Genomic DNA, 26,106 nt, shown 5'->3' with positions numbered 1-26,106 from the left:
GGCTCTCTAACGTCGAATTCTGTGATAAAATCCGTCATCGGAATCCGCCGCAGTTGCTGGTGACGCGAGGGTGTTGCCCGCCCGGCGGCTTGGAATAGTATGTACGACTCAGATCTGACAGCGTCGCGGCGGTCGTTCCTCGCGGCGGCGGGCGGAACCGCGACGGTCGGCCTCGCGGGCTGTATGGGCGGCGGCGGCGGACTCGACGAACTGACGGTGGCGCACATGCCGATCTACCCCGACCTCCAGTGGTACGTGATGGAGGGCGAGGGGTACTTCTCCGAGATCGACGCCGAGATCACCGGCCAGGAGTTCGGCAACGGTCCCGCGATCGTCCAGGCGCTCGGGGGCGGCGACATCGACATCGCCATGTTCGGGATCGTCCCGGCGATGATCGCGATCGACCGGGGCATCTCGGCGCAGGTGACCGCCGCGAACATCCGCGAGCCGATGGGGATCATGGCGGAGGAGTCGTTCCACGAGACGTTCGAACAGCAGGGCGCCGACGCGTTCGCGGCCTGGGCGGACGAGCGGGGCGAGCCGTTCACCTTCGGCACGTTCCCGCAGGGGAGCGTCCCCGACGTGTTGCTCCGCTACTGGCTCCGCGACGTGGGCGTCGACCCCGCCGCGAACGACAGCGTCGAGATCATCGAGATCAACGGCGCGAGCTCCGTCTGGCAGGCAATCGCGAACGACGAGATCGACGGCACCTCGATCATGGAGCCGGTGCCGACCATCGCGCAGGCGGAGGGCTCCTCGGTGACGATGCTCCGCACGGCCGCCGAGGTCCTCCCCGGCCAGCCCGCCGCGGTCACGCTGATGAGCGACGCGGTCCGGGACTCGCCGCTCGCGGCGCAGTTCCTCGAACAGCACGTCCGCGCGACCGAGTTCATCGACGCGAACCCCGACGCGACGGCCGAGCACGTCGAGGAGGGGATCGGGATGCCGGTCGACCGCGCGCGGAAGGCGCTCGACTCGCCGCTGTCGAACTTCATCACCGACCCCAACGAGATCACCGAGGCGACGCAGGTGTTCTCCGAGTTCGCGGCCGACAACGGCCAGATCGAAGCGCAGCTGTCGACCGACGAGATATTCGATCTGGAGGTGTACGACTCGCTCTGATGGCGACCGAAACCGCATCGGCCGCCGGCGAGGGGGACGCGCTCGCCGGCGTCGCGCTCGGCGACGGCCGGCGACTGCTCCGCGGGGTCGTCGGCGTCGCCGGCTTCCTCGTCGTCTGGCACGCCGTCTCGCTCACGCAGGACCCGTTCGTCCTCCCCTCGCCGGTCGCGGTCGCGGGGGCGTTCGCGAGCGAGCTCGCCGCGGGCGACATGACGACGGCGCTCTACCAGAGCGTCCGGCACTGGATCCCCGGCACGGTCGCCGGGACCGGGCTCGGCGTCGCGGCCGGCGTCGCGTTCGGGTGGAGCCGCCTGCTCGACGACCTGACGGCGCCGCTCGTGCGGACGCTGCGGCCCGTCCCGCCGCTCGCGCTGATCGGCTTCGCGATCGCGTGGTTCGGGATCAACGACTGGGGCGCCGCCTTCATCATCGCGGTCGGCGCGTTCTGGATCAACTTCTACGCGGCGTACGGCGCTGTCGAGGGCGTGAGCGAGGACCTCCTCGACGTGGGCCGGACGCTCGGCGTCCGCGGCGACCTCGACGCGGTCCGGTCGATCGTGCTGCCGGCGTCGCTGCCGGGGATCATGACCGGGATCCGGACCGGACTGGGCCGGTGCTGGATGCTCGTCGTCGCCTCGGAGATATTCGGCGTCCCCGGGGTCGGCCGCGAGATCATCCGCGCCAGCAACAACCTCCGCGTCGACCGGGCGATCGCGTACATCCTCGTGTTGAGCCTGATGTACCTGCTCGTCGACGTGGCGTTCCGCGCGGTCGAACGGAGGGCGTTGGCGTGGCGGGCGTGAACGGTGACGGGGCGGCCGACGCCGCCGAGCGCAACGGGCGAGACCCCCCCGCGCCGAGCGAGGCGAGCGTCGCGCTCGACGGCGTCGGCAAGACGTACCCCGGCGACGGCGACGGCGGCTCGGTGCGCGCGCTCGACGACGTGTCCTTCTCGGTCGCGGACGGGGAGTTCGTCTGTCTGGTCGGGCCGTCGGGCTGCGGGAAGACGACGCTGTTCCGGATCGCGGCCGGGCTCACCGAGGCGACCGACGGCCGCGTCCTCCTCGACGGCACCGAGGTCACGGGCCCGACGACGGACATGGGCGTCGTGTTCCAGGAGTACCACCTGTTCCCGTGGCTCACCGTCGCGGAGAACGTCGGGTTCGGCCTCGAACGGAGCGACCGCTCGCCCGCCGAGCGCGAGGCGCGCGTCGACGAGATGCTCGACCTCGTCGGGCTGACGGAGTTCCGCGACGCCTACCCGAAGTCGCTGTCGGGCGGGATGAAACAGCGCGTCGCCATCGCCCGGTCGCTCGCGGTCGACCCGGACCTCCTCCTGATGGACGAGCCGTTCGGCGCGGTCGACGCCCAGACCCGCGAGATGCTCCAGCGCGAGCTGCTCGACGTGTGGGAATCGACCGGCAAGACGATCCTCTTCGTCACGCACGACGTGGCGGAGGCGGTGACGCTCGCGGACCGCATCGTCGTGATGGCCGCCGACCCGGGGCGCGTCCGCGAGATCGTCGACGTGGACATCGAGCGCCCGCGCGACCGCGGCGACGCCGCGTTCGCGGAGCGCGTGGGCCGCGTGCGAGAGCTGATCGGGGCCGGGCCGTAGCCGCCCCGACGCCGGCTCCCGCTCGTCGGCGCCTACGCGCCGTCCCCGTCTCCCCCGACGGTCGCCGCCAACTCGTCGACGTGGGTCCGCAGCGTCGCCAGCGTCGCGTCCGCGTCGGCGTACCCCTGATCGTAGTCGTCGAGCGCGGCCGCCGCTCGGTCGAGAAAGCGTTCCACCGCCTCGTCGGTCGGCTCGTCGGACATGCGCGTCGCTCCGCCCGCGAGCGGTTTATGTCTCTCGGCGCCGCGGTCGCCGTCGCGGTGGGCGCCCGCTCGTCACCGGCGCCGGAGCGCGTGCGTCGTGTACCCGACCGCGACGACGAGGACCGCCGAGAGCAGCGTGCCGAAGACGGCCGGCGACGCGGTGACGTACTCGCCGAACGGGTCGGTCAGCGCGAACACCGCCACGATGAGCGCGACCGAGATGGCGATGCCGACCGCGCCGAACGCCTTGAACGCCGCGTCGAGGTCGAAGCCCTGCGATCGCCGTTGGTGACTCATACCCCGTCGTACGCGCTCCCGGCATAAATCCGCCAGCGGGATTCTCAGGTCCGGGGAACGGCGACGGCTCCGGTCGTGCGACAACCTACCAATATTGACTATTGCCGTTGATAATTTGCGCGGAGGCGTTTTAGACCCCTCTCGTCGATGTCGGCGTGATGACCGACACGAGAGGCATCACGCACTCGCGCCGGCGGTTCGCGGCCGCCCTGGGGACGGGCGTCGCGGGCGCCGTCGCCGGGTGTCTGGGAACCGATCCGACCGGAACGGCGTCGATCGACGACGGGGACGACGCGGCGGCCGACGCCGGGGACGACGCGCCGGCCGTCTCGGCCGACGCGAGCGCGACGATCGGCATGGTGTACGCGCTCGGCGGTCTCGACGACCGCTCGTTCAACGACGCGGCCAACCGGGGGATCCAGCGCGCGCGCCTCGACCACGACGTGGCGTTCACCAACCAGGAGCCGAGCTCGATGGCCGACTTCGAGACGACGCAGGCGGCGCTGTCGGCGTCCGAACGGCCGGACTACGACCTGATCTGCTGTATCGGGTTCCTCCAGGCGGACGCGCTCTCGACGGTCGCGGGCGAGCACCCCGACCAGCAGTACGCGCTCGTCGACTCCGTCGTCGACCGCGACAACGTCGCGAACTACGTGTTCCGCGAGCACGAGGGGTCGTTCCAGGCCGGGCACCTCGCCGGGCTGGTGACGGGCCGCGACCTCTCCGTCGGGGCCGGCGGGACCGTCGACGGCGAGCGGACGGTCGGCTTCGTCGGCGGGGTCGAGTCGCCGCTGATCGCGAAGTTCGAGGCCGGCTACCTCGCCGGCGTCGCGCACGCCGACGGCGACGCGTCCGTGCTGCGGACGTACGTGGGCGCCTTCGACGACCCCGAGGCCGGCTACGACGCCGCCGCTGAGATGTACGATCAGGGCGCGGACGTGGTGTACCACGCGGCGGGCGGCAGCGGCCTCGGCGTCTTCCAGGCCGCACAGGAGTACGGCCGGTACGCGATCGGCGTCGACTCCGACCAGTCGCGGAGCAACCCGCGGTACGCGGACGTGATCTTGGGCTCGATGGTGAAACGGGTCGGGACCGCGGTGTACGACGCCGCCGAGCGGACGATCGACGACTCGCTCCGGACGGGGTCGACGACCGCGCTCGGGCTCGCGGAGGACGGCGTCGCGCTCGTGTACGGCACCACGCTCGGGCCGGTGATCCCCGACGACGTGCGCGCGGCCATCGCCGACTCCGGCGAGCGGATCGTCGCCGGCGAGCTGTCGGTCCCCACCGATCCGGAGGCGGTCGACCGATGAGCGCCGGACCGCTCGAACGGCTGGCGAGCGCCGTCGGCCGCGTCCTCCCCGACGCGGTCCGCCGGCGGTACGCCGCCAAGTTCGCGCTCGCGTTCCTCGTCGTCGCCGCGGTCGTCGCGGCCGGCGGGGCGTTCACGTACCTCCAGACCGGGGACGCCGTGGAGACCGACGCCACGACCCAGCTTGCGGAGACGAGCGGGCTCCAGGCGGACGCGATCGGCTCGTGGACCGAGCGGATGACCACCCAGACCCGGTCGATGTCCGCGGCCGACGAGCTCCGGTCCGACCGCCGCGCGGCGGCGTACGTCCTGTTGAAAGACCAGCTGCTCTCCGAGGACATCGTCAGCATCCACCTCGTCGACGCGGCGCAGGACCGCGTCGTCGCCAGCACGGAGCGGCCCCTGGAGGGGCGCGCGCCGAGCGAGTTGAACGCCCCGTGGAGCGACGCCGACGTGCCCGAGGGGGTCGGCGAGAACGACCGCGTCTGGCGCTCCGCCCGGTCGTACCGCTCGCCCGTGCTCAACGATCGACCGGTGATGGCGTTCGCCAGTTCCGTGCCGCGGGCCGACGGCCGGTACCTCGTCGTCGTGACGCGGATCCAGCCGCAGCTCGAACGGATCCAGGACACCGACACCGGCGAGGAGACGACGATCCTCAACGCCGCGGGCGAGACCGTGCTGGACATCGACGGCACGGTCGACGGCGACCGCCACGAGGAGGGGATCGCCGCGGTCCGCGACGGCAACGCCACGACCGCGACGCGGATCGGCGACGGCGAGGTCCACGCGTACGCGGCCGTGCCCGGCACCGACTGGGTGGCGGTGACGAGCGTCGCGAAGTCGACGGCGTTCGCCGTGCGCAACGACGTGGGGAACTCGGTGCTGCTGTTGCTCCTCCTCACGCTCGCGTCGCTCGGGGCCGTCGGCGTCGTGCTGGGCGGGCGCACGGTCGTCCCCCTCGCGCGGCTCCGCGACCGCGCCGAGCGGATCGAGTCCGGCGACCTCGACGTCGACCTGTCGACCGGCCGGGTCGACGAGATCGGCCGGCTGTTCACCAGCTTCGCCGAGATGCGCGACGCGCTCCGCGAGCGGATCGCGGAGGCGGAGACCGCCGCCGACGAGGCCGAGGCGGCCCGCGAGGAGGCCGAGGCCGTCACCCGCGACATGGAGGCGCGGGCGGCCGACTACAGCGAGGTGATGGGCGCCGTCGCCGACGGCGACCTCACCCGCCGGATGGACCCCGACGCGGACCGCGAGGCGATGCGCGAGATCGCCGAGGAGTTCAACGACATGGTCGCGCAGCTGGAGCGGACGACCGCGCGCGTCGCCGCCTTCGCCGGCGAGGTCGACGACGCCAGCGCGGAGCTGGCGGCGGGCGCCGACGAGGTCGAGACCGCGAGCGGGACCGTCAGCGAGCAGATCCAGGAGATCGCGGACGGCGCGGTCCGACAGGACGAGCGGCTCGACTCGGTCAGCGACGAGATGAGCGACCTCTCGGCGAGCATCGAGGAGGTGGCGTCGTCCGCGGCCTCCGTCGCGGAGACCGCCGAGGCCGCCGCCGAGCGCGGCGAGGCGGGGCGCGAGGCCGCCGCCGAGGCGCTCGACGAGATGGACGCTATCGAGGCCCGCTCCGCGGCCGCGGTCGAGCAGATGGAGGCCCTCGACGAGCGCATGGACGAGATCGACGAGGTCGTCGAGTTCATCACGGACGTGGCCGAGCAGACGAACATCCTCGCGCTCAACGCCTCGATCGAGGCCGCCCGCGCCGGCGAGGCCGGCGAGGGCTTCGCGGTCGTCGCCGACGAGGTCAAGGAGCTCGCGGAGGAGACGCAGGAGGCGGCCGCCGAGATCGAGTCGGAGATCGCGGCGGTCCGCGAGGAGACCGACGAGACCGTCGCGGACATCCGCGAGACGAACGCCCGGATCGACGAGGGGTCGGACACAGTCCGCGAGGCGTCGTCGTCGCTGGAGGCGGTCGTCGACGCGGTCGAGGAGACGAACCACGGCGTCCAAGAGATCAGCGAGGCGGCGGAGGACCAGGCGCGGTCGACCCAGCGCGCTGTCGAGGGCGTCGAGGACGTCGCCGAGGTGAGCGGCGAGGTCGCGAGCGGCTCCGAGCAGGTGTCCGCGGCCGCCGAGGAGCAGACGGCGACCGTCACCACCATCGCGGAGAACGCGGACCGGCTCCGCGACCAGGCCGCGTCGCTCTCGGAGTCGGTCTCGGCGTTCGAAGTCGATGTCGCGCCCGAGGAGAGCGAGGGCGCGGAGGCGGACGGCGCCGGCATCGACGCTACGGCCGTCGGAGCGTCGACCGAGACGGCGGGCGACTCGCAGACTGAGACGGCGGGCGACTCGCCGGCCGAGACGGAGAGCGACTCGGCGGGCGACGCCGGCCTCGCCGCCGACGGCGACGGCCGGGACCGGCCCGCCGACGGGGACGACGCCTAGTCCGCCGACCGCGTCTCGCCGTCGGCCTCGGGGTGTCCCTCGACGATGGCGACCCCCGACGAGGCGCCGATCCGGACCGCGCCCGCGTCGAGCATCGCCGTCGCCTCCTCGTAGGAGCCGACGCCGCCGGAGGCCTTCACCGGCAGGTACTCGCTCATCAGCTCGACGTCGGCGAGCGTCGCGCCGCCGTCGGCGAAGCCGGTCGAGGTCTTCACCATGTCGGCGTCGGCGGCGACCGCGGCCTCGCAGGCGCGGCGCTTCTCGGCGTCGTCGAGGAGCGCGGTCTCGATGATCACCTTCACCGGGACCGGCACGGCCGCGACCACGTCCGCGAGCTCGTCGGCGACCGCGCCGTCGTCGCCCGCCTTCAGCCGGCCGACGTTGATCACGATGTCGACCTCGTCGGCGCCCGCCTCCCAGGCCGTGACCGCCTCGTCGCGTTTCACCTCGGGGGCGTGCTGGCCGTGCGGGAACCCGACCACGGTGGCGATCGTCTCGGGCGCGTTCTCGTAGTCGGCCGCCTCCGCGACGTAACACGGCGGGATACAGGCGTTCATCCCGTGGGCGGCGGCCTCGTCGAGGACGGTCCGGGTGTCGTCCCAGGTCGTCTCGGGGCCGAGGACGGTGTGGTCGATGCTGGCGGCGAACTCCTCGCGGTTCATGCGTCTCCCGTCGCGGCGGAGGATAAAAGACGTGCTGGGTCGCACCGGCGGCTTCGGGCGAACGGCGCTGAAAAACGCGATTCCCGACGGAAACGGGAGAAGGAACACGGACGGCCGCCGACCGGCGGTTCACCGGCCGACGCGGGCGATCCGGAGACCGGGGGGTCGCCGGCGGGGGTCCGGCTCAGCTCTCGATCTCGATCTCCGTGCCGGAGACGGCGCCCTCGACGGTCACGGGGAGCCGCACCGTCAGGATGCCGTTCCGGTACTCGGCCCGGATGCCGTCCTCGTCGATCGCCTTCGGGAAGCGGAACCGCCGGTGGTACGTCCGGCGGGTCCCGCGCCGCTCGTCCTCGTGTTCGCCGGCGACGTTGAGCACGCCGTCGTTCCACGAGGCGGTGATCTCGGCTGGGTCGAACCCAGGCAGTTCGACCGAGAGGACGAACTCGCCGTCCTCCTCGTACAGTTCGTAGTCGTTGCTACCGGATTCGAACAGTCGGCTCGGGAAGTCGAGTCCTTGCGTCCACGTGTTCGCCGGTTCGAGCATGGGCATTGCTGACCACCTCGAACTCAACTAGTAATAGGGTAGCGATTCTATAAAAACTCAACGAATCTTGGGAGTAATTAACAACCACCTCCGGGCGGCGGACCGCCCCGGCGAACGGGCTCGTTCCCGGACGGTCGGTAAGGTGTGACGCGTTCGGTTGGATATTTCTCCAACGTTCTCGCGATCGCCCCGGATTTATTTCGTCCGCGTGCCACCCCGACACATGGATCGCGACACCGCCACGCCCGCCGTCTCGGACCTCCCCGGCGAGCGCGCTCGCGAGTGGGTCGACTACCACCACGAGTCGGCAGCGCCGAGCACCTACGTCTACGAGTTCGTCTGGGACCGCACCGCCCCCGCCGAGGGCCCGTTCTGTACCGACGTCGACGGCAACGTCCTCATGGACTTCACCAGCCACGTCGCCGCCGCGCCGCTCGGCTACAACAACCCGCTTATCATGGACCGGCTCGCGGAGTTCGACCTCGTGGACCCCCTGAAGATCGCCGGCCAGGACTTCTACGCCGCCGGCGGCCCCGCGCCCGGGGACGGGATCCCCGGCTCGTCGGGGCTCATGGACCGGCTCACCGACCTGACGAGCCACTACGACATGGACACCGTCTTCCTCTCGAACTCCGGCGCGGAGGCGGTCGAGAACGCCATCAAGATCGCCTACGACGCCTCCGACGGCGCGAAGTACGCGATCACCTTCGACGGGGCGTTCCACGGCCGGACGCTCGGCGCGCTCTCGCTCAACCGCTCGAAGTCGGTGTACCGCCGCGACTTCCCGGAGGTCAGCGGCGTCACGGAGGTCCCGTTCTGCGAGGACCGGACCTGCTCGCCCGAGACCTGCTCGTGCGGCTTCTTCGCCGACGGCGTCTCCCGGCTCCGGCGGAAGCTCGACCCGAAGCGGGGGAACGTCCACCCGGACGACGTGGCGTACCTGATCATGGAGCCGATCCAGGGCGAGGGCGGCTACCGGTTCCCCTCCGAGGCGTTCACCGACGAGATCGCCGCGCTCGCCGACGAGCACGACATCACGGTGATCGCCGACGAGATCCAGACCGGCGTCGGGCGCACCGGCGAGATGTGGGGCTCCGACCACTACGCGTACGACCCGGACGTGATCGCGAGCGCGAAGGGGCTCCGCGTGGGCGCGACCGTCTCGCGGAGCGACGTGTTCCCCGAGGAGACCGGCCGGCTCTCCTCGACGTGGGGCGCCGGCGACGTGATCGCCGCCGCGCAGGGCGCGCTCACCCTCGACGCCATCGAAGAGGCCGACCTGATGACCAACGCCGTCGCCCGCGGCCGGCAGTTCAAAGAGACGATGCGCGACGCCGCCCTCGACCCCGTCGAGGACGTGCGCGGGAAGGGGCTGCTGCTCGCCGTCGAGTTCGACACGAAGGAGCGGCGGGACGCGGTCGTCGACGAGGCGTTCGCTCGCGGCCTCCTCACGCTCGCGTGCGGCCACAAGGTCCTCCGGATCCTCCCGCCGCTCGACGTCACCGAACGCGAGATCGACCTCGGCGCCGACCTCCTCACGGACGCGATCGCGGCCGCGGCCTGAGGGTCAGATAGCCACGGAACGGCCGCCCTACCGGTCCGCGTACCACTCCGCGAACTTCTCTAAGGCCCGGCCGCGGTGCGACACCGCGTTCTTTCGGTCGGTGTCCATCTCCGCGAACGTCTCGCCGTCGTGTTCGAAGATCGGGTCGTAGCCGAAACCGCCGTCGCCCCGCGGCGCGACGATCCGACCCGGCACGTACCCCTCGAACAGCTTGACCGGGAGCGGGTCCGCCCCGCCCGCGTTGCCGCCACTCCCGCCACTCTCGCCTTCTTCGTCCGGCCCCGCCGCGGCGGCCGCGTCGCGGTCGCCCCGGTCCACCGGGTCGGGGCTCGCGGCGAACCCCTCGCCGTCGCAGTAGCCGAGGACGCAGCGGAAGGCGGCGCGGCGGTCGTCGAGGTCGGCGGCGATGTCGTGGACGCGCTCGATCCCGAGCGTCTCCTCGACGTACGAGGAGTACGGGCCCGGGAAGCCGTCGAGGCCCTCGACGAACAGCCCCGCGTCGTCGACGAGGACCGGCGCGTCCGCGTGGCGGTACGCCTCGCGCGCGCCCCGCGCCGCGATGGGGCCGAGCTCGTCGGCCTGGACCTCCGCGTAGTCGAAGTCGAGCCGCTCCACCGAGCCGTCCGGGAGGTACCGCTCCGCCTCGCGCACCTTCCCCGGGTTCGTCGTCACGTACCTGAGCACGGATCGCCGTGGGCGCGCCCGCGACGAATAGGCGTCGGTCGCGGGCGGTCGCCCCGGCCGCCGCCGGCAGTACGTTTTTGTCGGGCCGACGACAGCACTCGCGTATGGCCCTCCCCACGTTCGAGAAGAAGCGACTCATCGGGCTCATCGCGATCCTGTCGTTCGGGCTCACCTCGCTTTCCGCCGTGCTCTTCCCGGGCCAGTTGGTCGGGCTCGGGCCCGCCCTCTTCATCACCGGCTTCTTCATCCTGATCCCGCTGGTGCTGGTGCTGGGCGAGGACTTCCCGCTCGTCGCGGCCGACGAGCCCGACGCGTCGGCCGCGGGCGACGCGCCGGCCGAGCGGCCGGTGGCCGCGCTGCGCGACCGCTACGCGAGTGGCGAGATCGACGAGGCGGAGTTCGAGCGCCGGCTCGACCGCCTGCTCGCGACCGAGGACCTCGACGAGCGGCTCGACCGGGTCGAGTCCGACCGCGGCGACCGGCACCGGGAGCGCGACGTAGAACTGGAGTGAGTCGACGCGGGGCTCAGGGGTCGACGCGGACGAGCCACGCCTCGGGGTCGTCGATCTCCGCCCCGGTCGGCAGGTTCTCGGCGCGCTCCCACACCGCGCCCGCGGCCTCGATGCCGCGCTCGTCGGCGACGTGCCGGAAGAAGGCGGCGCCGCGCTCGTACTGCCGGCGCTTGAGGCCCAGTCCGAGCAGGCGCTGCGCGAGCCGCCGCACGGGGCCGCCGCCGCCGCGGCGCTCGTCGAGCTTCCGCCTGAGGTCCGCGTACTCGCCGTCGAACGCGCGGTCCATCAGCACCTCGGCGTACCCCTCGACCGCGGTCATCGCGGCCTGGAGCTCCGCAAACGCGTCGGGGTCGAGCCCGCGACCGGCCGTCCCCCCGACGCCGCCCGCACCGCCGACCATGCCCTCCACCCCGCGCTCGACGCGCGATTCGAGGTACTCCGGGAGCCACGGCGCCGCGCCGAACTCGGCGGCGTGGGTCACCTCGTGGAACGCGATCCACCGTCGGAACCGGGGGTACTCAACGTCGAGCGCGCTCGCGACCGCGACGATGTTCGGGTGGACGAAGTAGAGCCCGTGGTCGGCGTCCGGCTCGTCGGCGAGCAGGAGGGGGTCGTACTGGCCGAGGACGTTGCGCGCGAGGAAGCCCAGGGCGAACGCCATCGATCCCGTGTTGGCGACCCGCGAGAGGTCACGCGCGAACCCGGCGCCGGGCGCGGGCCCGACCGGGCCGGACGATGTGTCGGGGAACACGTCCAGCGAGTCGGTGTCGGCGTCGCCGCCCGCGTCCGCGCCGATCCGACCGCCCGCGTCGCCCGCCGCGGCCGCCTCGATCGGGTCCATCACGCGCCGGAAGGTGTCGACGCTCGCGTCGATCCAGTGGTGGCGGTTCTGTACCTCGACGGTGTCGGGCACGTCGAACTCGATCCCGGCGACCTCGGCCAGCCGCGAGCGGGCGTCGCGCACGTCGCCGGCGTACCCCGCGCGCTCCGCGTCGGAGAGCGCGACCGATCCGGGGTCGGTGGCGTCCTTCGCGGCCGCCGCGGCCCGGTCCCAGTCGACGACGCCCGGCCCCTCGGCCTCGGCGACGGTCCGGACGCTTCGGAGGATGTCCATACGGATCGGACGGGCGGGCGCCTCAAAGCGCTTGTGTCGACCGGTCCCGGCCGGATCCGACACCGACGTTTTCTTGCCGGCCGCCCCACAGCCACCGGCATGGACGACGCGCGCAGAGCGTTCCTCGACGACCTCCTCGCGACGCCGAGCCCCTCGGGCTTCGAGACGGCCGCCCAGCGGGTGTGGACCGACTACGTCCGCGAGTTCGCGGACCGGGTCGAAACCGACGCCTACGGCAACGCCGTCGCCGTCCACGAGGGCGACCCCGACGCGCCGACGGTCGCGGTCACCGGCCACGCCGACGAGATCGGGTTCATCGTCCGCGACGTGCTCGACGACGGCTTCCTCCGGATCGGCCGGATCGGCGGCTCCGACCGCACCGTCTCGAAGGGCCAGCACGTCACGGTCCACGCCGACGAGCCGGTCCAGGGCGTCGTCGGGCAGACCGCGATCCACCTGCGGGACCAGGCCGACGACGAGTACGAGGACGTCGCCGGGCAGTTCGTGGACATCGGCGCCGAGGACGCCGCCGAGGCGCGCGAGCACGTCGAGGTCGGCGACCCCGTCACGTTCTCGACGGGCCGTCGCGACCTCGTCGGCGACCGGATCGCCGCCCGCGGCGTCGACAACCGCGCCGGCGCGTGGGCGGCGGCGGAGGGGCTGCGACGCGCCGCCGAGCGCGACGTCGACGCCACGGTCTACGCCGTCTCGACGGTCCAGGAGGAGGTCGGGCTCCAGGGCGCGCGGATGGTCGGCGTCGACCTCGACGCCGTCGACGCCTTCGTCGCGGTCGACGTCACCCACGCCACCGACAACCCGGACGTCGACCGCGAGCACCGCGGCCCGATCGAGCTCGGCGCCGGCCCGGTGATCGGTCGCGGCAGCGCGAACCACCCGGTCCTCGTGGACCTCGCCCGCGAGGCGGCCGCCGACGCCGGCGTCGACGTGCAGCTACAGGCGGCCGGCACCCGCACCGGCACCGACGCGGACGCGTTCTACACGGTCCGCGGCGGCACCCCGGCGCTCAACGTCTCGATCCCGAACCGGTACATGCACACGCCGGTCGAGGTGATCGACACGGGGGACCTCGACGAGGTCGCCGACCTCCTCGCCGCGATCGGGGCTGCGGCGGGCGATCACGCGGCCGGACCGGAGCCGTTCGCCGTCGACGTCTGAACGCGCCCCGGCACGACAAACCGGGGCACGGCGGGGTCGAAACGGAACTGTTTTACAATCCGCTCACCTACCGTTGATTGCGACGAACGGACGCGCTCTGGTGGTGTAGTCCGGCCAATCATCTTGCCCTCTCACGGCAAGGACCTGGGTTCAAATCCCAGCCGGAGCATCCCGATTCTCGCGGCAGTTTTCCTCTGAGGCCCGGCCTCGGTCGTCCGGGCGAGGCGCCCGCCTCAGAGCCGGCTGATCCGTCCCTCATGGGACGTTCGCGCGTCTCCGGCGTAACAGCTCTACTTCGGCGACAGGTCGTCAGCGGTCGCCGACCGCCGCCGCCAGCGCCGCGCTCGCGTCCTCGTGGACGCTCGCCCCGTGGCCCACGAGCACCCGGTCTGGGTCCACGTCGGCGAGCCAGTCGGGCGGGTCGTCGATCGCCGGGTGGACGCCGAGCGCGGCGTCCCCCTCCGTGAACGCCGGCAGGGTGCCGAGCGTCTCGGGGACGAGCAGCGTCCCGGCCGCCGCGTCCCACAGCGCGGCTTCCTCCCAGTCGTCGCGGCGGATCAGGTCGCGGACCGCGTAATCCGTCCCGTCGAGCGCCGGCCCGAGCGGCGCCGCCTCGCCGTCGAGCTTCTCGCGCGTCAGCGACGCCCACTCCGGCGCGGCCACGGGGACGTCGTGCCGCCGCGCGACCGCCTCGGCGTCCCGGGTGTGACGGTCCTGGACGACCGCGACCCCGACCACGTCGCCCAGCTCGGCGAGGCGGTCGTCGAGCCCGTCGGCGTCGACCGGGTCGACGACCCAGACCCCGTCGGCCGTCGCCAGCGCGTGGCTCGCTCGCCGAGCCTCCTCGTCGGGGACCGCGATCCAGCCGAACCCGCCGTCCCACTCGGTCACCTCGCCGACCGCCGCCTCGTCGTCGGTCATGGCCGAACCGACGGCCGCCAGCCGCAAAGGTCTGTGGCCGGCCCCCACGCCCGGCCGGCGCGTCGACCGGTGACCGCCGGCGCGCGACCCGCCGGACGGGGCGGGGGCGCCGACCGAGACGGCGGCCGTCACTCCGCCGCGGCCGCCCGGAGCTCCGGGAAGTACCGGCCGTGGAAGTCGAACGGCGCCGCGTGCGGCAGCGTCGCCCGGGCGCGCTCGGCGAGTGTCTCGCCGTCGAGGACGAACAGGCGCGACCGGTCGGCGTCGGCGTCGAGCGCGACCGTCAGCACGACCCCGTCGTCCTCGCCGTCGCCGTCGGGCGCCGGGACGAACACCGGCTCGCCGAAGTAGTCGCCCCTGTCGCCGAAGGTCCGGGTCGCGCCCGTCTCCGCGTCGAGCTTCACGACCCGCCGTGCCCACTCGGTGACCGGCGCGTCCATCCCCATCGCGTACACGTAGCGGTGTTCGCGACACCAGCGCGCCGGCGACGCGGTCGGGAGCGCGGTGCCCTCGTCGGACAGGCGCTCGCGGGAGACCGTCGCCTCCGCGGCGCCGTAGCGGTCCGTCCCGACCGCGCCGCCGAGGTCGACCGCGAACCGGTCGACCCGCCCCGCGATCGCGCCCATCTCGCCGGCGCGGACGTTCTCCAGGTACAGCGAGTCGATCGCCGTCGCGTCCGGGACGGTCTCCAAGTCGAACACCACCTCGCTCCCGCCCGCCCGCTCGAAGGCGTTCACGTGGTGGAAGCCGAACAGCGGCTCGGTCACCGGCTCCGCGACGACCGCGCCGGTCGTCCGGTCGACGACGGCGATCCGTGTGCCGCGGTCCGGCTCCCACTCGAACTGCTCGATGAACGGCGCCTGTCGCCCGGGCCTGAGGAACCGCCGCGGGTCGAGCCGGAGCGGGAACTCCGTCACCACGACGTACCGCGGCGTGAGCGCGAAGCTGTGCATGTACGCCGGCTTCTCGGTCGGCACGGTCGCCACGTGCCGGCGGTCCCCGCTCGGCGTCCAGGCGGTGACGTGGTACCGGCTCGTCCGCCCGAACTCGGTGTCGAGGGTGACCAGCGCCCCGGTCGCCGGGTCCCGCTTGAAGTGGGCACAGGAGAGCTGGCCGCTCGGCGCGTCGCCCTCGCGGTCGACCGGCCCCGTCGTCGCCAGCGTGTTCGGCTCGAAGCCGACGCCGCGCGGGGACTCGGTCAGCGCGACGTAGCGGTCGCCGACCCGCTCGGCGACGATGTTCGCGTTGTCGTACGGCGCCGTCAGGAACCCCGCCAGCCGCGAGCGGAGGGTGGTCTCGCCCGTGGCGAACCCGCCGTCGAACTCCCCCGTCCGCGCCGCCTCGTACGCGTCGGTCCGGAGGAACCGGTTCCGGTAGTGGACCGCGTCGCCGCCCCCGCCCGTCCGGCCGCCCGGGTCGAACGTGAAGCGGTAGAGCATCGCGAGCCCGTCGAACCAGTGGTCGACGGCGCTCCCGTCGGGGAACGAGAACGCGCCGGGACCGTTCCGGATCAGGCTCCCGCGGAGCCAGTCCGGCAGGTCGCCGGTCACGGGGAGCGAGGCGGCCGTCTCCTCGCGGAGCGAGTGGAAGCCCGAGTGCGCCATACGTGGGGACGGGACGCGCCGGGCTAAGGTCTGACGGGGGCGCCGACCACGACGGGTCGCCGGGGCGCGTGCTCGCGCACTGACTCCACAGCCGAGGTGGTTCCCCGTCGGAGGTAGCGGCAGGTGTTGAGACGGCGAAACCCGTTTAGCCGGGTGGGGTGTGAGAGGATCGCATGAGCGACGCCGCACGCCCCGCGCCGACCGCCGACGAGGCGCTCCACACGACCGTCGACCTCCCCTTCGAGGACGCGGTGCCGTTCGTCCAGCTCGAACACGAGCTCGCGGACTTCGAGACGGTGCGCGTCACGCGGCTCGACGAGATGATCGAGGGGATGCTCGGCCGCGACGACGTCGAGCGGACGGCGCTGATCGTCGTCTGTCACCCCGAGATCGCGTACGACGCGCTGCGGATCGACCCGACGCTCGCCGGCATGCTCCCGTGTACCACCGTCGTCTACGAGTGCGCCGGCGACGACCGGGTCCACGTCCACCACGTGTCGGCGACGAAGGCGATCCGCGACCTCGGCTGCGCGTCGGCCGCCGGGGTCGACGAGGACGCCGTCGAAGACCTCGTGGCGAAGACCGGCGAGCTGATGGCCGTCGTCTGGGAGAACATCGAGACGCACGGCCGGGAGTGAGCGCCGCGGTCGACGCGAGCGCGCCGCTTCAGCGGTTCAGCCGCCAGCGGATCACCGCGGCGGCGACGAGGACCGTCCCGAACGTGACGAGCCCGGAGATCAGCGCGCCGCGCGCGCTCGTCGCGCCGGTGGCGAACGCGCTCGCCGAGGCGGAGCCGCCGACCACCGCCGCCCCGCCCGCCAGTCCGCCGAACCCGATACAACAGAGGCTCAGCAGGCCGACGGCGGACAGCGACCCGAGGATCCCGTCGTCGCTCATTACCTCTCCTCTCGGGGCCGGCCACGAATAGGTGACGCGGTCGGGCGCGGCCAGCGCCGCGGCGTGCGCCCGACCGCCAAGCGAGGGTTTAATTCCGACAGCGCGCGAGGGCGTCGTGTGGACCCGAGCCGGATCCCCGCAGAGTTCCCCGCGCCGAGCTTCCGCGGCGCGCAGGAGCAGGCCCTCGCCGACATCCGCGACGCGTTCGCGGCGGGCAACCGGGTCGTCTTGGTGCGCGCGCCGACCGGCAGCGGCAAGTCGCTGCTCGCCCGCGCCATCATGGGCGCGGCCGAGACGGCGGGCGAGGCGGCCCCCAGCGAGGCGACGGGCGCCTACTACACGACCCCGCAGGTGTCGCAGATCGACGACGTTGAGGCCGACGACCTGCTGGACGACCTGGCCGTGATCCGCGGCAAGTCGAACTACGACTGCGTGCTGCCCGGCGAGCACGACACGCCGGTGAACCGCGCGCCCTGCGCGCGCCAGCAGGGGTTCGACTGCTCGATCCGGCACCGCTGTCCGTACTTCTCCGACCGCGCCATCGCCTCCGGCAACCGCTTCGCCGCGATGACGCTCGCGTACTTCATGCGCACCGCCGGCTCCGAGGTGTTTCGCAAGCGCGACGTCGTCGTCATCGACGAGGCACACGGGCTCGCCGAGTGGGCCGAGATGTACGCGACAATCGAGATATCGCCCGAGCGCGTCCCGGTCTGGGACGACGTGGGCGTCCCGGACGTCGCGGCCGACGCCGGCCCCGAGGAGGACGCCGTCGACCGCACCGCGCGGTTCGTCGAGGCGCTCCGCGACGTCGCGATCCGCGCGAAAGACGAGCTGGTGGGGCGGCCCGAGCTCGACCGCGAGGAGGTCGCCCGGCGCGACCGGCTCCAGGAGCTCATCGGCGAGCTCGGCTGGTTCCTGGAGGACTACCGCGACCCGCAGTCCCCAACCTCGTGGGTCGTCGACCAGCCGGGCGGCGAGGGGTCGGCGATGGAGATCAAGCCGCTCGACCCCGCGCGGTACCTCAGACACACGGTGTGGGACCGGGGCAACCGGTTCGCGCTGCTGTCGGCGACCATCCTCTCGAAGGAGGCGTTCTGCCGCGGGGTCGGGCTCGACCCCGCCGACGTCGCGCTCGTCGACGTCGAGCACACGTTCCCGCTCGCGAACCGCCCGCTGTACGACGTGACGCAGGGGTCGATGACCTACGAGCACCGCGACGAGACGACCCCGAAGATCGCCCGCCTGATCGTCCGGCTGATGGCGGAACACCCCGACGAGAAGGGGCTGATCCACGCGCACTCGTACGACATCGCGGAGCGGATCACCGAGCGGCTCGGCGAGTTCGGCGTCGCCGCGCGCGTCAGGCGCCACGACCGGTCGAACCGCGACGCGGAGCTGGAGGCGTGGAAGGCGAGTTCGGACCCGGAGGTGTTCGTCTCCGTGAAGATGGAGGAGGCGCTGGACCTGAAGGGCGACCTCTGTCGCTGGCAGGTAGTCTGTAAGGCGCCGTACCGGAACACGAACGACTCGCGGGTCGCCCGACGGCTGGCGGACGGGCAGTGGGCGTGGTACCACCGGACCGCGCTGCGCACCGTCATCCAGGCGTGCGGGCGGGTCGTCCGCGCCCCGGACGACCGCGGCACGACCTACCTCGCCGACGACTCCCTGCTCGACCTCTTCGAGCGCGCGGCGGCGGACACCCCCGACTGGTTCCGCGACCAGGTCGACGCGATGACGACCCCTTCGCTGCCGGCGTTCGACCCCGAGGCCGCGCTGGCCGGCGTCGACGCGTCGCCGTCGAGCGGCGCGGGGGCGGGTCGCCGGAAGAGCCGTCGGACGGGCGGGTCGGCCGGCGCACCCGGCGGTCGCTCGTCTCGGGACGGCTCCGGTCAGGGGCGGGACGGCGGGGACGCGCCCGGCGACGGCGGCGACGACCCCGTTCGGACCCGGTCCGAGCAGGACGCCGAGCGGCGGGAGAACCACCCGCTGTCGGACGTGTGGGGCGACGGCTGACGGGGACCGGCGCCGCCGAGGCGCGACGGGCGACCGCCGCGAGAGCGGGGACCGCCCGTCGGTTACAGCAGCGAGACGCCGTACGCCACCATGGAGCTCACCATGAGAAACGCGAAGAACAGCGCCATGAGCTGTTGTCTGTCCATATCGGCGTTTCGACCGCAGAGCCGTATAACTCCTGCGGGCGACGGACGCCCGGGTGCGAGTCATATTACCACCCCCGAGTCGATCACTCGTCAATATATATCGTATAAGGTGTATCAGGCCCCTCAATGAAGTAGTAACCTTCATAATCCCTCACCCGACTACTGGGTGTATGGCCACGAACGGGCTGTCGAGTGCGCTGACGCTGTACGGTGCGCGAACCCTGACGCTGTCGCAGGCGGCCGCACAGGCAGGGCTCAGCGAGGCCGAATTCATCGATCAACTCGAACGCCGCGGCATCGAGGTAACCGAGTCCGAGCGCGCCGCGGCGCTCGGCCGCGAACAGCCCGCTCGCGCCGACTGAACGGCGCTCCGTCGCCGCCCGCGAGGGCGGCGCGCCGCGTCGGCGTTCCGACCCGTCCTACGAACGATCAGTTCTCCTCTCCCAGCGAGCCGCGAGTCTCCTCTACTCCCGGTTCGAGACCGACTCCGCCGGCCGCTCCGCGTCCTCGTCCGGCACGAGGTGGACCTCTCCGTCGTGTTCGAAGGCGAGGACCGACTCGGCGTCGTCGTCGACGAACGCCGGGTTCGGCACGGTCTTCGCCTCGTAGGTGACGGGGTCGAGCACCTGGATGGCGTTCTCGTCCTCGACGGTCACGACCGTCGTCTCCGCCGCGTCGTCGCGGGTGCCGAGCCGGGTCGCGTCGGGGGCGTCGCCGTCCGCGAACGCGGAGGTGTACTCCGCGCCCGTGGCGAGCCGAACCCCCTGGAGGCGGCCGGAGACGCCCGTGACGAGGACCGGACCGTCCCCGTCCTCCGGGTCGACGATCTCGCCTTCCGCGTACCTCGGGAGCCGGACCGCGAACGTGACCCGGTACACCTCGTTGCCGTCGCCGTCCTCGGTGACGAGCGTCGGGTACGACTCGAAGCTCCCCCCGAGCGACTCCGTGATCCGCGTCGCGACGTTCTGCGCGAGGCGGTTCGAGGAGAGCTTGATGTCCGGCCCGTCGTCGGTCTCCGTCACCTCGGTGATGAACGCCTCGCGGTCGCCGTCGGCCTCCTGATCGGCGACGTACCGCTCGGCGATGTCCAGCGCCTCCGCGCGCTCGGCCGGCGTGAGGTCGCGCTCGTCGGCGCGGACCTGGACGATCCCGGCGTAGTAGCCGCCGGCGATGCGCCCGCAGCGGTCGCAGGTCCCCCGCGAGATCTTCACGGGCACCGTCACCTCCGCGGAGCGCAGGGTGCCGCGCACCACGCCGGAGAAGCGGCAGTGCATCCGGACCGTGTTCTCGTCGACTTGCTCGGGCTCGACGCCCCACTCCACGTCCGCGGCGTCGACGTGGACCCCGAGGGACTCGGCCACCTCGTCGACGGCCACGTCGGTGTAGTCGCGCGCCCCCACGTCGCGCCACGACTCGCCGCGCCGGACGGCGCCGCAGCCGGAACAGACCAGCACCTCGATCCGGTCGGGCGCGTCGACCAGGTCGAAGTCCTCGAAGTAGCAGTCGTCGCACAGCAGGGCGTCTCGCCCGCCCGGCTCGCCCGGAAGGGGGTCGCGCCGCTCGGGGACCGGGTCGCCGCAGCGCGGACAGAACTCCCGCGACTCGCTCATTGGCGCCCGCTACGCCGAGGACCTGTTTAAACGGCGCGGACCGCCCCCGCCGGCGCCGACGCCGCGACGGCGGCTCCGGCCGCTTCGAGCGGGTCCCGACCTCCGAAATGGTTTTTCGCACGGACCGAGAACGGGCGTGTATGAGCGGTAACCCCGACGACGAACGGCTCGAGGAACTGCGCGAACAGAAGATGGAGGAGCTCCGCGAGCGGCAGGGCGGCGAGGGCGACGCCGCCGAGGCCCAACAGCAGGCCCAGGAGCGCGCCGAGGCCCAGCAGGAGGCCGTCCTGAAGCAGTACCTCACGGACGGCGCCCGCCAGCGGCTCAACGCGGTCGAGATGTCCAAGCCGCAGTTCGGCGAGAAGGTGAAACAGCAGGTCGCCGCGCTGGCGCAGAGCGGCCGGATCCAGGGACAGATCGACGAAGAGCAGATGCGCGAGCTCCTCAAGGAGCTTCAGCCCGACCAGAAGAGCTTCGACATCCGCCACCGGTAGATGGAGCTCGCGCTGCTGTACAGCGGGGGGAAAGACTCCTCGCTGGCCGCCCACCTGCTCGACCGGTTCTACGACGTCCGCTGCGTCACGGGGAGCTTCGGGCTCACGGACGACTGGGAGCACGCGGAGCGGGCGGCCGCCGAGCTCGGGTTCCCGTTCGAGCGCGTCGACCTCGACCGCGAGGTCGCCGAGAGCGCGGCCGAGACCATGGTCGCGGACGGCTACCCGCGCAACGGGATCCAGCGCGTCCACGAGCACGCCTTAGAGACCATCGCCGCGCTCGACGTCGACGCCATCGCGGACGGCACCCGCCGCGACGACCGCGTCCCCACGGTGTCGCGGGCGCAGGCGCAGAGCCTCGAAGACCGCAACGGGATCGACTACATCTCCCCGCTGTCCGGGTTCGGTCGCCACGCCGTCGACCAGCTCGTCGACGCCACCTTCGACGTCCAGCAGGGCCCGAGCGAGGAGGTCCCGAAGGCGGACTACGAGGACGAGCTCCGCACGCTCATCGCGGACCAGTACGGCGAGGGGACCGTCGGCGACGTGTTCCCCGACCACGACCAGACGTACGTCCACGGCCGCAGCGACTGACCGACCGCCCCGCTTTCCGTCCGCCGTCGGCGACCTCCCGCCGCACCCGCTCGCCGGAACGCCTTTCGACCCCCCGGGCGTAGCGTGAGGCATGTCATCCGACCGAGTCGTCGACCTGCTCCGAACGGCGTACGCCGACGAGATCGAGACCGTGATGAACTACCAGACGAACGCGATCGTCCTCGACGGCGTCCGCGCCGAGGAGATCAAGGAGAGCCTGAAACAGGACGTTCAGGAGGAGCTCGGCCACGCCGAACAGCTCGGCCAGCGGCTCAAACAGCTCGACGCGCGGCCGCCCGGCTCCGCCGAGTTCACGGCCGGCCAGGAGTCGCTACAGCCGCCCGAGGACTCCACCGACGTGCTGGCCGTCATCAACGGCGTTCTCGACGCCGAGGAGGACGCCATCGCGACGTACCGGGAGCTGATCGACGCCGCCGAGGCGGCCGACGACCCGGTCACCGAGGACCTCGCGGTGACGCTCCTCTCGGACGAGGAGGCACACCGGACGGAGTTCCGCGGGTTCCAGAAGGAGTACCAGCGCGAGTAGGCGGACCGAGGCGACGCCGCCCGTCGCCGACGTGACGCGCATCGACGCCGGCGAGCGCCGCCCCCGAAAGGATGCTTTCAAGCGGGCGCTCGCCGAACCGACGCGTATGTACGACGGCCTCAAGGGATTCCGCGACTTCTACCCCGGCGAGCAGTCCGCCCGCCGCGAGGTGACCGACGCGGTCGAGGACGCGGCGGCCAGGCACGGCTTCCGGGAGATCGCCACCCCCGCCTTGGAGCGGACGGAGATGTACGTCGACAAGTCCGGCGAGGAGATCGTCGAGGAGCTGTACGCCTTCGACGACAAGGGCGGCCGCGGCGTCTCAATGACCCCGGAGCTCACCCCGACCGTCGCGCGGATGGTGGTCGCGAAGGGCCAGGAGCTGTCGAAGCCGATCAAGTGGGTGTCCACCCGCCCGTTCTGGCGCTACGAGCAGGTCCAGCAGGGCCGGTTCCGCGAGTTCTACCAGACGAACATCGACGTGTTCGGCTCCTCGGCGCCCGAGGCCGACGCCGAGGTGCTGGCGGTCGCCGCCGACGCCCTGACCGACCTCGGGCTCACGGGCGACGACTTCGAGTTCCGGGTCTCGCACCGCGACATCCTCGGCGGCCTCGTCCGCTCGCTCGCGGCGGACCCCGACGCGGTCGACACCGCGGCCGCGATCCGCGCGGTCGACAAGCGCGCGAAGGTCGACGACGGCGAGTACATCGGGCTCCTCTCGGACGCGGGCCTCGCCCGCGACACCGCGCGCGACTTCGACGACCTCATCGCGGACGTGGAGACGGTCGACGACCTCGACGCGGTCGCCGAGGCCGGCGGCGAAGAGGTCGAGGCCGCGGTCGAGAACCTCCGGAACGTCCTCGCCGCGGCCGACGACTTCGGCGCGGGCGAGTTCTGCGAGGTGTCTCTGACGACCGCCCGCGGGCTCGACTACTACACCGGCGTCGTCTTCGAGTGCTTCGACTCCACCGGCGAGGTGTCTCGGTCCGTTTTCGGCGGCGGCCGCTACGACGACCTCATCGAGAGCTTCGGCGGCCAGCCCACCCCCGCGGTCGGGGTCGCGCCCGGCCACGCCACGCTCAAGTTGCTCTGTCAGCGCGCCGGCGTCTGGCCCGACGAGGAGCTGACGACGGACTACTACGTGCTCAGCGTGGGCGACACGCGGAGCGAGGCGGCCGCGCTCGCGAGCGACCTCCGCGCGCTCGGCGACGACGTGGTCGTCGAGCAGGACGTCTCCGGCCGCTCGTTCGGCGCCCAGCTGGGCTACGCCGACTCGATCAACGCCGAGATGGTCGTCGTCGTCGGCGAGCGCGACCTGGAGAACGGCGAGTACACGGTGAAGGACATGGCGAGCGGCGACGAGACGACGGTCCCGGTCGAGGAGTTCCCGCCGGAGGAGGGGCTGCCGACCTACGAGGACTACGAGTAACGCCGCGGCGCGCCCGCGGCCCGTCCCGCCGGCCGGGCGACGCGATCCCTGAACGCTTTTGGGTCGCGCGTCGGCACGGTGTGGACGATGATCCCGCTCGCGACGGCGATGCCCGCGACCGAGGTCGCCCTCCGCGTGGCCGCGGGGGTCCTCCTCATCCTGATCAACGCGTACTTCGTGGCTATCGAGTTCGGGCTGACGCGCCTCCGCCAGTACCCCGAGTCGGAGATGGACACCCCGGGGCTGCGGCGCGCCTGGGAGATGACCGACGACCTGGAGTTCTACCTCACGACCTGCCAGGTGTGGATCTCCGGCACGTCCATCGCGCTCGGCATCGTCGCCGAGCCGGGGCTCGCGGCGCTTTTCGCCCCGATATTCGAGAACACGGCGTTCGCGTCCGCCGGCGCCGGGTCGCTCCTGGGCTTTTTCCTCATCAACATGGTCCACCTGACCCACGGCGAGCAGACGCCGACGTACCTCGGCGTCGAGCGCTCGAAGCAGGTCGCCCGGTACGGCTCGCGGCCGCTCTACTGGTTCGCGTGGCTCATCTCGCCGCTGATCAAGGTCGGCGACTGGGTCGCGAAGGCGACGCTCGGGCTGTTCGGCGTCGAGATGACCGCCTCGTGGACCGAGGCCGAAGAGGAGGTGCTGGAGACGCGCGCCGAGCTCCGCAACCGCCTCGGGTCGATGATGGAGGAGGTCGAGCTCCCCGAGGAGCGCCGCGAGGAGGTCCTCAGCGCGCTCGACGTCGATCGGGTGACCGTCGCGGACGTGATGACCGCGCCCGAGGAGATCGTCTCGCTGACGACGGGGGCGTCCGTGGACGAGAACCTCGACCGGATCCGGGACACGCCGCACACCCGCTTCCCGCTCGTCGGCGACGACCTGACCGACTTCGAGGGGATCGTGTACGCCCCCTCGATCGTGAGCCGCTACGACGAGCTGCGGAACGGCGACCTGACGTTCGCCGAGGTCGCCGCCCCGCCGATGACGGTCGCGGCGGACGCGAGCGTCAGCGACGCCTTCGACCGGTTCCAGGCGGAGTCCCAGGAGCTCGCCTTAGTCATCGAAGACGGCGAGGTCGTCGGCCTGATCACCGCGACGGACGCCATGGAAGCGGTGATGGGCCAGCTCGAGGACCCGCTGGACGCCGGGAACCTATAGGCGACGCCGGCGCTCCCCGGCGACCCGATGGCTGATTAGAAATAAGGGTCCGGGACCTCGGATCCCCGCTCCGCGCCGCCGTTCACTTCTTGTACGCCTCGCGCAGGAACACCAGCGCGCCGCCGAGCATCGCGAGGTTCCCGAAGAAGGCGAGCCGCTCGCCGCTCTTGTCGTCCTCGTCGGCGTTCCAGAAGTCGTGCATCGTGCCGGTCACGACGGTCAGGAACGCGACCGCCGCGCCGGTCGCGATCCGGGGGAGCCGCCAGAGCGCGATCCCGAGGCCGGCGACCACCATCATGCCGGAGGCGAACGGCGCAGCGAGGTCCGGCATCGGGACGCCCGCCGACTCGGCGTACTCGATCGTGTCGTCCATGTCGCGGAAGTCCTCCGAGGCCTGCGCGGCGAGGCCGACGCCGAGCAGGACGCGGCCGAGCCGCGACGGCGCGCCGCGGCCGGTCGCCCCGTCGCTCGTCTCCGTGTCGTCGTCGCTCATACCGCACGCAACGGGGGCGCGCCCCATAAATCGCGGTGGCGCTTGGATCGGAGCCCCGCGCCGTCGTTTCGCCCCGCCGTCACACCCCGTCGATCCGCGTCAGCAGCCGGCTCGTCGCCGCCGCGTCGAAGGCCATCGGGCGGCGCCACCACGGGCCCTTCCCGGAGTCGCTCGACAGGTCGGTGACGATCCGGTTCGCCTCGCTCCCGGCGTCGGGCGCGCTCAGCGGCACGACGCGGTCGAAGAGCCCGGAGGCGTCCGGGTCGCCCGCGACGACGACGCGGGCGTCGAACGGGTCGCGCTTCAGGTGCGCGTTGGTCGGCGCGGCCCTCGCGGCGGCCGCGCGGTCGACGGTCTCGGTCCCCTCGTCACCATCTCCGCCCGACAGCACCCGCTCGATCCGCATCCCCGCGAAGAGGTACGCGCCCCAGTCGGGAGCGAGGTCGTCGTCGACGGCGACCCCTCGCTCGCGGAGCCACGCGCCGTCGCGGTCGTCCGTTCCGCCGTCGCGGTCGCCGGTCGAATCGCCGGGACGCCCGTCGCCCGGCCCCGCCCAGTCGCGCGGCCGCAGCGTGAGCGTCGCGTAGAAGAGGAGCCAGTCGCCGGGGTCGAGGGGGGCGATCCGGCCCGCCTTCACGGCGTACGGGTCGCCGTAGGTCGCCCGCTCGCGGCCGTGGACGCCCGGGAACTCGGGGTCGGCGTGGACCGGCGTCTCGCGCAGGTCGGCGGGGACCGCGAAGGGGAGGTCGAGGTCGCCGTACGTCGGGAGCGGCTCGTCGACCGGGAACCGGTCGCGCGGCAGCGTCGCCGCCGGCTCGGGGATCGGGACGTACGCGAAGGAGCCGTCCGGGTAGACGGGCCCGCGGAATTCGGGCTCGTTCGTGTTGGCGGCGACGTTGACGGCGACCGCGCGGGGATCGGGCATGCGGGAAAAT

The 26,106-nt window shown here is 72.4% G+C and carries 28 protein-coding genes and 1 tRNA gene; 17 read left to right on the top strand and 12 right to left on the bottom strand.

Translation table 11 applies throughout. From position 1 onward, the window contains the following. The first annotated feature begins 99 nt into the window (after positions 1-99). From DVK05_RS08130 to DVK05_RS08120, 3 genes are read left to right on the top strand one after another with little or no spacing between them, the layout of a single operon-like run. Positions 100-1,122 carry an ABC transporter substrate-binding protein gene (locus DVK05_RS08130; RefSeq protein ID WP_121562872.1) on the top strand — a complete coding sequence of 341 codons (1,023 nt, stop codon included), beginning with the start codon at positions 100-102 and terminating at the stop codon, positions 1,120-1,122. Next, positions 1,122-1,925 carry an ABC transporter permease gene (locus DVK05_RS08125; protein WP_121562871.1) on the top strand — a complete coding sequence of 268 codons (804 nt, stop codon included), beginning with the start codon at positions 1,122-1,124 and terminating at the stop codon, positions 1,923-1,925. The genes DVK05_RS08130 and DVK05_RS08125 overlap by 1 nt, the downstream gene beginning before the upstream one ends. Continuing rightward, positions 1,913-2,740 (top strand): ABC transporter ATP-binding protein, encoded by an 828-nt coding sequence (locus tag DVK05_RS08120; protein ID WP_121562870.1) that lies wholly within the window; start codon positions 1,913-1,915, stop codon positions 2,738-2,740. Before DVK05_RS08125 ends, DVK05_RS08120 begins: the two co-directional genes overlap by 13 nt. Before the next feature lie 32 nt (positions 2,741-2,772). On the opposite strand, the gene DVK05_RS17285 is transcribed toward DVK05_RS08120, so the two are convergent. Both DVK05_RS17285 and DVK05_RS08115 read right to left on the bottom strand, forming a co-directional pair. Then, positions 2,773-2,943, bottom strand: coding sequence for a hypothetical protein (locus DVK05_RS17285; protein WP_199712297.1), 171 nt, complete (start codon positions 2,941-2,943; stop codon positions 2,773-2,775). A gap of 72 nt (positions 2,944-3,015) precedes the next feature. Next, positions 3,016-3,240, bottom strand: a complete 225-nt coding sequence (locus DVK05_RS08115; RefSeq protein ID WP_121562869.1) for a hypothetical protein — start codon at positions 3,238-3,240, stop codon at positions 3,016-3,018. 158 nt (positions 3,241-3,398) lie between these two features. On the opposite strand from DVK05_RS08115, the gene DVK05_RS08110 reads away from it, so the two are divergent. Both DVK05_RS08110 and DVK05_RS08105 read left to right on the top strand, forming a co-directional pair. After that, positions 3,399-4,553 (top strand): BMP family protein, encoded by a 1,155-nt coding sequence (locus DVK05_RS08110; RefSeq protein WP_121562868.1) that lies wholly within the window; start codon positions 3,399-3,401, stop codon positions 4,551-4,553. Beyond that, positions 4,550-7,000: a methyl-accepting chemotaxis protein gene (locus DVK05_RS08105; RefSeq protein ID WP_121562867.1), complete on the top strand. Its 2,451-nt coding sequence runs from the start codon at positions 4,550-4,552 to the stop codon at positions 6,998-7,000. The genes DVK05_RS08110 and DVK05_RS08105 overlap by 4 nt, the downstream gene beginning before the upstream one ends. Here the strand turns inward: DVK05_RS08105 and deoC are convergent. Both deoC and DVK05_RS08095 read right to left on the bottom strand, forming a co-directional pair. Next, positions 6,997-7,662: a deoxyribose-phosphate aldolase gene (gene deoC, locus DVK05_RS08100; protein WP_121562866.1), complete on the bottom strand. Its 666-nt coding sequence runs from the start codon at positions 7,660-7,662 to the stop codon at positions 6,997-6,999. The genes DVK05_RS08105 and deoC overlap by 4 nt on opposite strands. A gap of 184 nt (positions 7,663-7,846) precedes the next feature. Next, complete coding sequence (locus tag DVK05_RS08095) at positions 7,847-8,209, bottom strand: Hsp20/alpha crystallin family protein (protein ID WP_121562969.1); 363 nt, start codon at positions 8,207-8,209, stop codon at positions 7,847-7,849. A gap of 223 nt (positions 8,210-8,432) precedes the next feature. Here DVK05_RS08095 and DVK05_RS08090 point away from each other — a divergent pair, with 223 nt between their 5' ends. Beyond that, on the top strand, positions 8,433-9,773 hold the full coding sequence (locus tag DVK05_RS08090; RefSeq protein ID WP_121562865.1) for an aminotransferase class III-fold pyridoxal phosphate-dependent enzyme: 1,341 nt from the start codon (positions 8,433-8,435) through the stop codon (positions 9,771-9,773). Positions 9,774-9,800: 27 nt separating this feature from the next. Here the strand turns inward: DVK05_RS08090 and DVK05_RS08085 are convergent, their stop codons facing one another. Beyond that, positions 9,801-10,457, bottom strand: coding sequence for a non-canonical purine NTP pyrophosphatase (locus DVK05_RS08085; protein WP_121562864.1), 657 nt, complete (start codon positions 10,455-10,457; stop codon positions 9,801-9,803). A 104-nt stretch (positions 10,458-10,561) separates the two neighbouring features. Here DVK05_RS08085 and DVK05_RS08080 point away from each other — a divergent pair, with 104 nt between their 5' ends. After that, positions 10,562-10,969: an SHOCT domain-containing protein gene (locus DVK05_RS08080; RefSeq protein WP_121562863.1), complete on the top strand. Its 408-nt coding sequence runs from the start codon at positions 10,562-10,564 to the stop codon at positions 10,967-10,969. A 13-nt stretch (positions 10,970-10,982) separates the two neighbouring features. Here the strand turns inward: DVK05_RS08080 and DVK05_RS08075 are convergent, their stop codons facing one another. Further along, the gene (locus tag DVK05_RS08075) at positions 10,983-12,083 is read right to left on the bottom strand and encodes a zinc-dependent metalloprotease (RefSeq protein ID WP_121562862.1); all 1,101 of its coding nucleotides are present in this window, start codon (positions 12,081-12,083) and stop codon (positions 10,983-10,985) included. A 99-nt stretch (positions 12,084-12,182) separates the two neighbouring features. Between DVK05_RS08075 and DVK05_RS08070 the strand changes: the two genes are divergently transcribed. Together DVK05_RS08070 and DVK05_RS08065 are read left to right on the top strand one after the other, a co-directional pair. Further along, positions 12,183-13,259: a M28 family peptidase gene (locus tag DVK05_RS08070; RefSeq protein WP_121562861.1), complete on the top strand. Its 1,077-nt coding sequence runs from the start codon at positions 12,183-12,185 to the stop codon at positions 13,257-13,259. A 94-nt stretch (positions 13,260-13,353) separates the two neighbouring features. Beyond that, positions 13,354-13,428: transfer RNA gene (locus DVK05_RS08065), tRNA-Glu, on the top strand. A gap of 140 nt (positions 13,429-13,568) precedes the next feature. Here DVK05_RS08065 and DVK05_RS08060 read toward each other — a convergent pair. Both DVK05_RS08060 and DVK05_RS08055 read right to left on the bottom strand, forming a co-directional pair. Then, the gene (locus DVK05_RS08060; protein ID WP_121562860.1) at positions 13,569-14,180 is read right to left on the bottom strand and encodes a hypothetical protein; all 612 of its coding nucleotides are present in this window, start codon (positions 14,178-14,180) and stop codon (positions 13,569-13,571) included. A 128-nt stretch (positions 14,181-14,308) separates the two neighbouring features. Continuing rightward, a complete protein-coding gene (locus DVK05_RS08055; protein WP_121562859.1) occupies positions 14,309-15,784 on the bottom strand; it encodes a carotenoid oxygenase family protein in 1,476 nt (491 codons plus the stop codon). 173 nt (positions 15,785-15,957) lie between these two features. Between DVK05_RS08055 and DVK05_RS08050 the strand changes: the two genes are divergently transcribed. Then, a complete protein-coding gene (locus DVK05_RS08050) occupies positions 15,958-16,422 on the top strand; it encodes a DUF302 domain-containing protein (protein WP_121562858.1) in 465 nt (154 codons plus the stop codon). A 28-nt stretch (positions 16,423-16,450) separates the two neighbouring features. Here DVK05_RS08050 and DVK05_RS08045 read toward each other — a convergent pair whose 3' ends face one another. Beyond that, a complete protein-coding gene (locus tag DVK05_RS08045) occupies positions 16,451-16,681 on the bottom strand; it encodes a hypothetical protein (protein WP_121562857.1) in 231 nt (76 codons plus the stop codon). Positions 16,682-16,798: 117 nt separating this feature from the next. Here DVK05_RS08045 and DVK05_RS08040 point away from each other — a divergent pair, with 117 nt between their 5' ends. Both DVK05_RS08040 and DVK05_RS08035 read left to right on the top strand, forming a co-directional pair. Beyond that, complete coding sequence (locus DVK05_RS08040) at positions 16,799-18,694, top strand: helicase C-terminal domain-containing protein (protein ID WP_121562856.1); 1,896 nt, start codon at positions 16,799-16,801, stop codon at positions 18,692-18,694. Positions 18,695-19,010: 316 nt separating this feature from the next. Beyond that, positions 19,011-19,202 (top strand): UPF0175 family protein, encoded by a 192-nt coding sequence (locus DVK05_RS08035; RefSeq protein WP_121562855.1) that lies wholly within the window; start codon positions 19,011-19,013, stop codon positions 19,200-19,202. Positions 19,203-19,304: 102 nt separating this feature from the next. Here the strand turns inward: DVK05_RS08035 and DVK05_RS08030 are convergent, their stop codons facing one another. Then, complete coding sequence (locus tag DVK05_RS08030; RefSeq protein WP_121562854.1) at positions 19,305-20,450, bottom strand: 60S ribosomal export protein NMD3; 1,146 nt, start codon at positions 20,448-20,450, stop codon at positions 19,305-19,307. A 140-nt stretch (positions 20,451-20,590) separates the two neighbouring features. Between DVK05_RS08030 and DVK05_RS08025 the strand changes: the two genes are divergently transcribed. From DVK05_RS08025 to DVK05_RS08005, 5 genes are all read left to right on the top strand, one after another. Next, positions 20,591-20,944, top strand: coding sequence for a DNA-binding protein (locus tag DVK05_RS08025; protein WP_053770715.1), 354 nt, complete (start codon positions 20,591-20,593; stop codon positions 20,942-20,944). Continuing rightward, positions 20,945-21,538 carry an asparagine synthase-related protein gene (locus DVK05_RS08020; RefSeq protein ID WP_121562853.1) on the top strand — a complete coding sequence of 198 codons (594 nt, stop codon included), beginning with the start codon at positions 20,945-20,947 and terminating at the stop codon, positions 21,536-21,538. A 91-nt stretch (positions 21,539-21,629) separates the two neighbouring features. Further along, the gene (locus DVK05_RS08015; protein ID WP_121562852.1) at positions 21,630-22,085 is read left to right on the top strand and encodes a DUF892 family protein; all 456 of its coding nucleotides are present in this window, start codon (positions 21,630-21,632) and stop codon (positions 22,083-22,085) included. A 106-nt stretch (positions 22,086-22,191) separates the two neighbouring features. Further along, positions 22,192-23,514, top strand: coding sequence for a histidine--tRNA ligase (hisS, locus tag DVK05_RS08010; protein WP_121562851.1), 1,323 nt, complete (start codon positions 22,192-22,194; stop codon positions 23,512-23,514). An 87-nt stretch (positions 23,515-23,601) separates the two neighbouring features. Continuing rightward, positions 23,602-24,678, top strand: coding sequence for a CNNM domain-containing protein (locus DVK05_RS08005; RefSeq protein WP_121562850.1), 1,077 nt, complete (start codon positions 23,602-23,604; stop codon positions 24,676-24,678). An 82-nt stretch (positions 24,679-24,760) separates the two neighbouring features. On the opposite strand, the gene DVK05_RS08000 is transcribed toward DVK05_RS08005, so the two are convergent. Both DVK05_RS08000 and DVK05_RS07995 read right to left on the bottom strand, forming a co-directional pair. Further along, positions 24,761-25,171, bottom strand: a complete 411-nt coding sequence (locus DVK05_RS08000; protein WP_121562849.1) for a DoxX family protein — start codon at positions 25,169-25,171, stop codon at positions 24,761-24,763. Between the two features lie 79 nt (positions 25,172-25,250). Beyond that, positions 25,251-26,096 (bottom strand): hypothetical protein, encoded by an 846-nt coding sequence (locus DVK05_RS07995; RefSeq protein WP_121562848.1) that lies wholly within the window; start codon positions 26,094-26,096, stop codon positions 25,251-25,253. Positions 26,097-26,106: the final 10 nt, after the last annotated feature.

Origin of the sequence: Halorubrum sp. Atlit-8R (assembly GCF_003666025.1) — an archaeon.
Lineage (GTDB): Archaea > Halobacteriota > Halobacteria > Halobacteriales > Haloferacaceae > Halorubrum > Halorubrum salinarum.
Note: the sequence above shows the minus strand (reverse complement) of the source record. Positions and strands in the feature narration are given on the sequence as shown.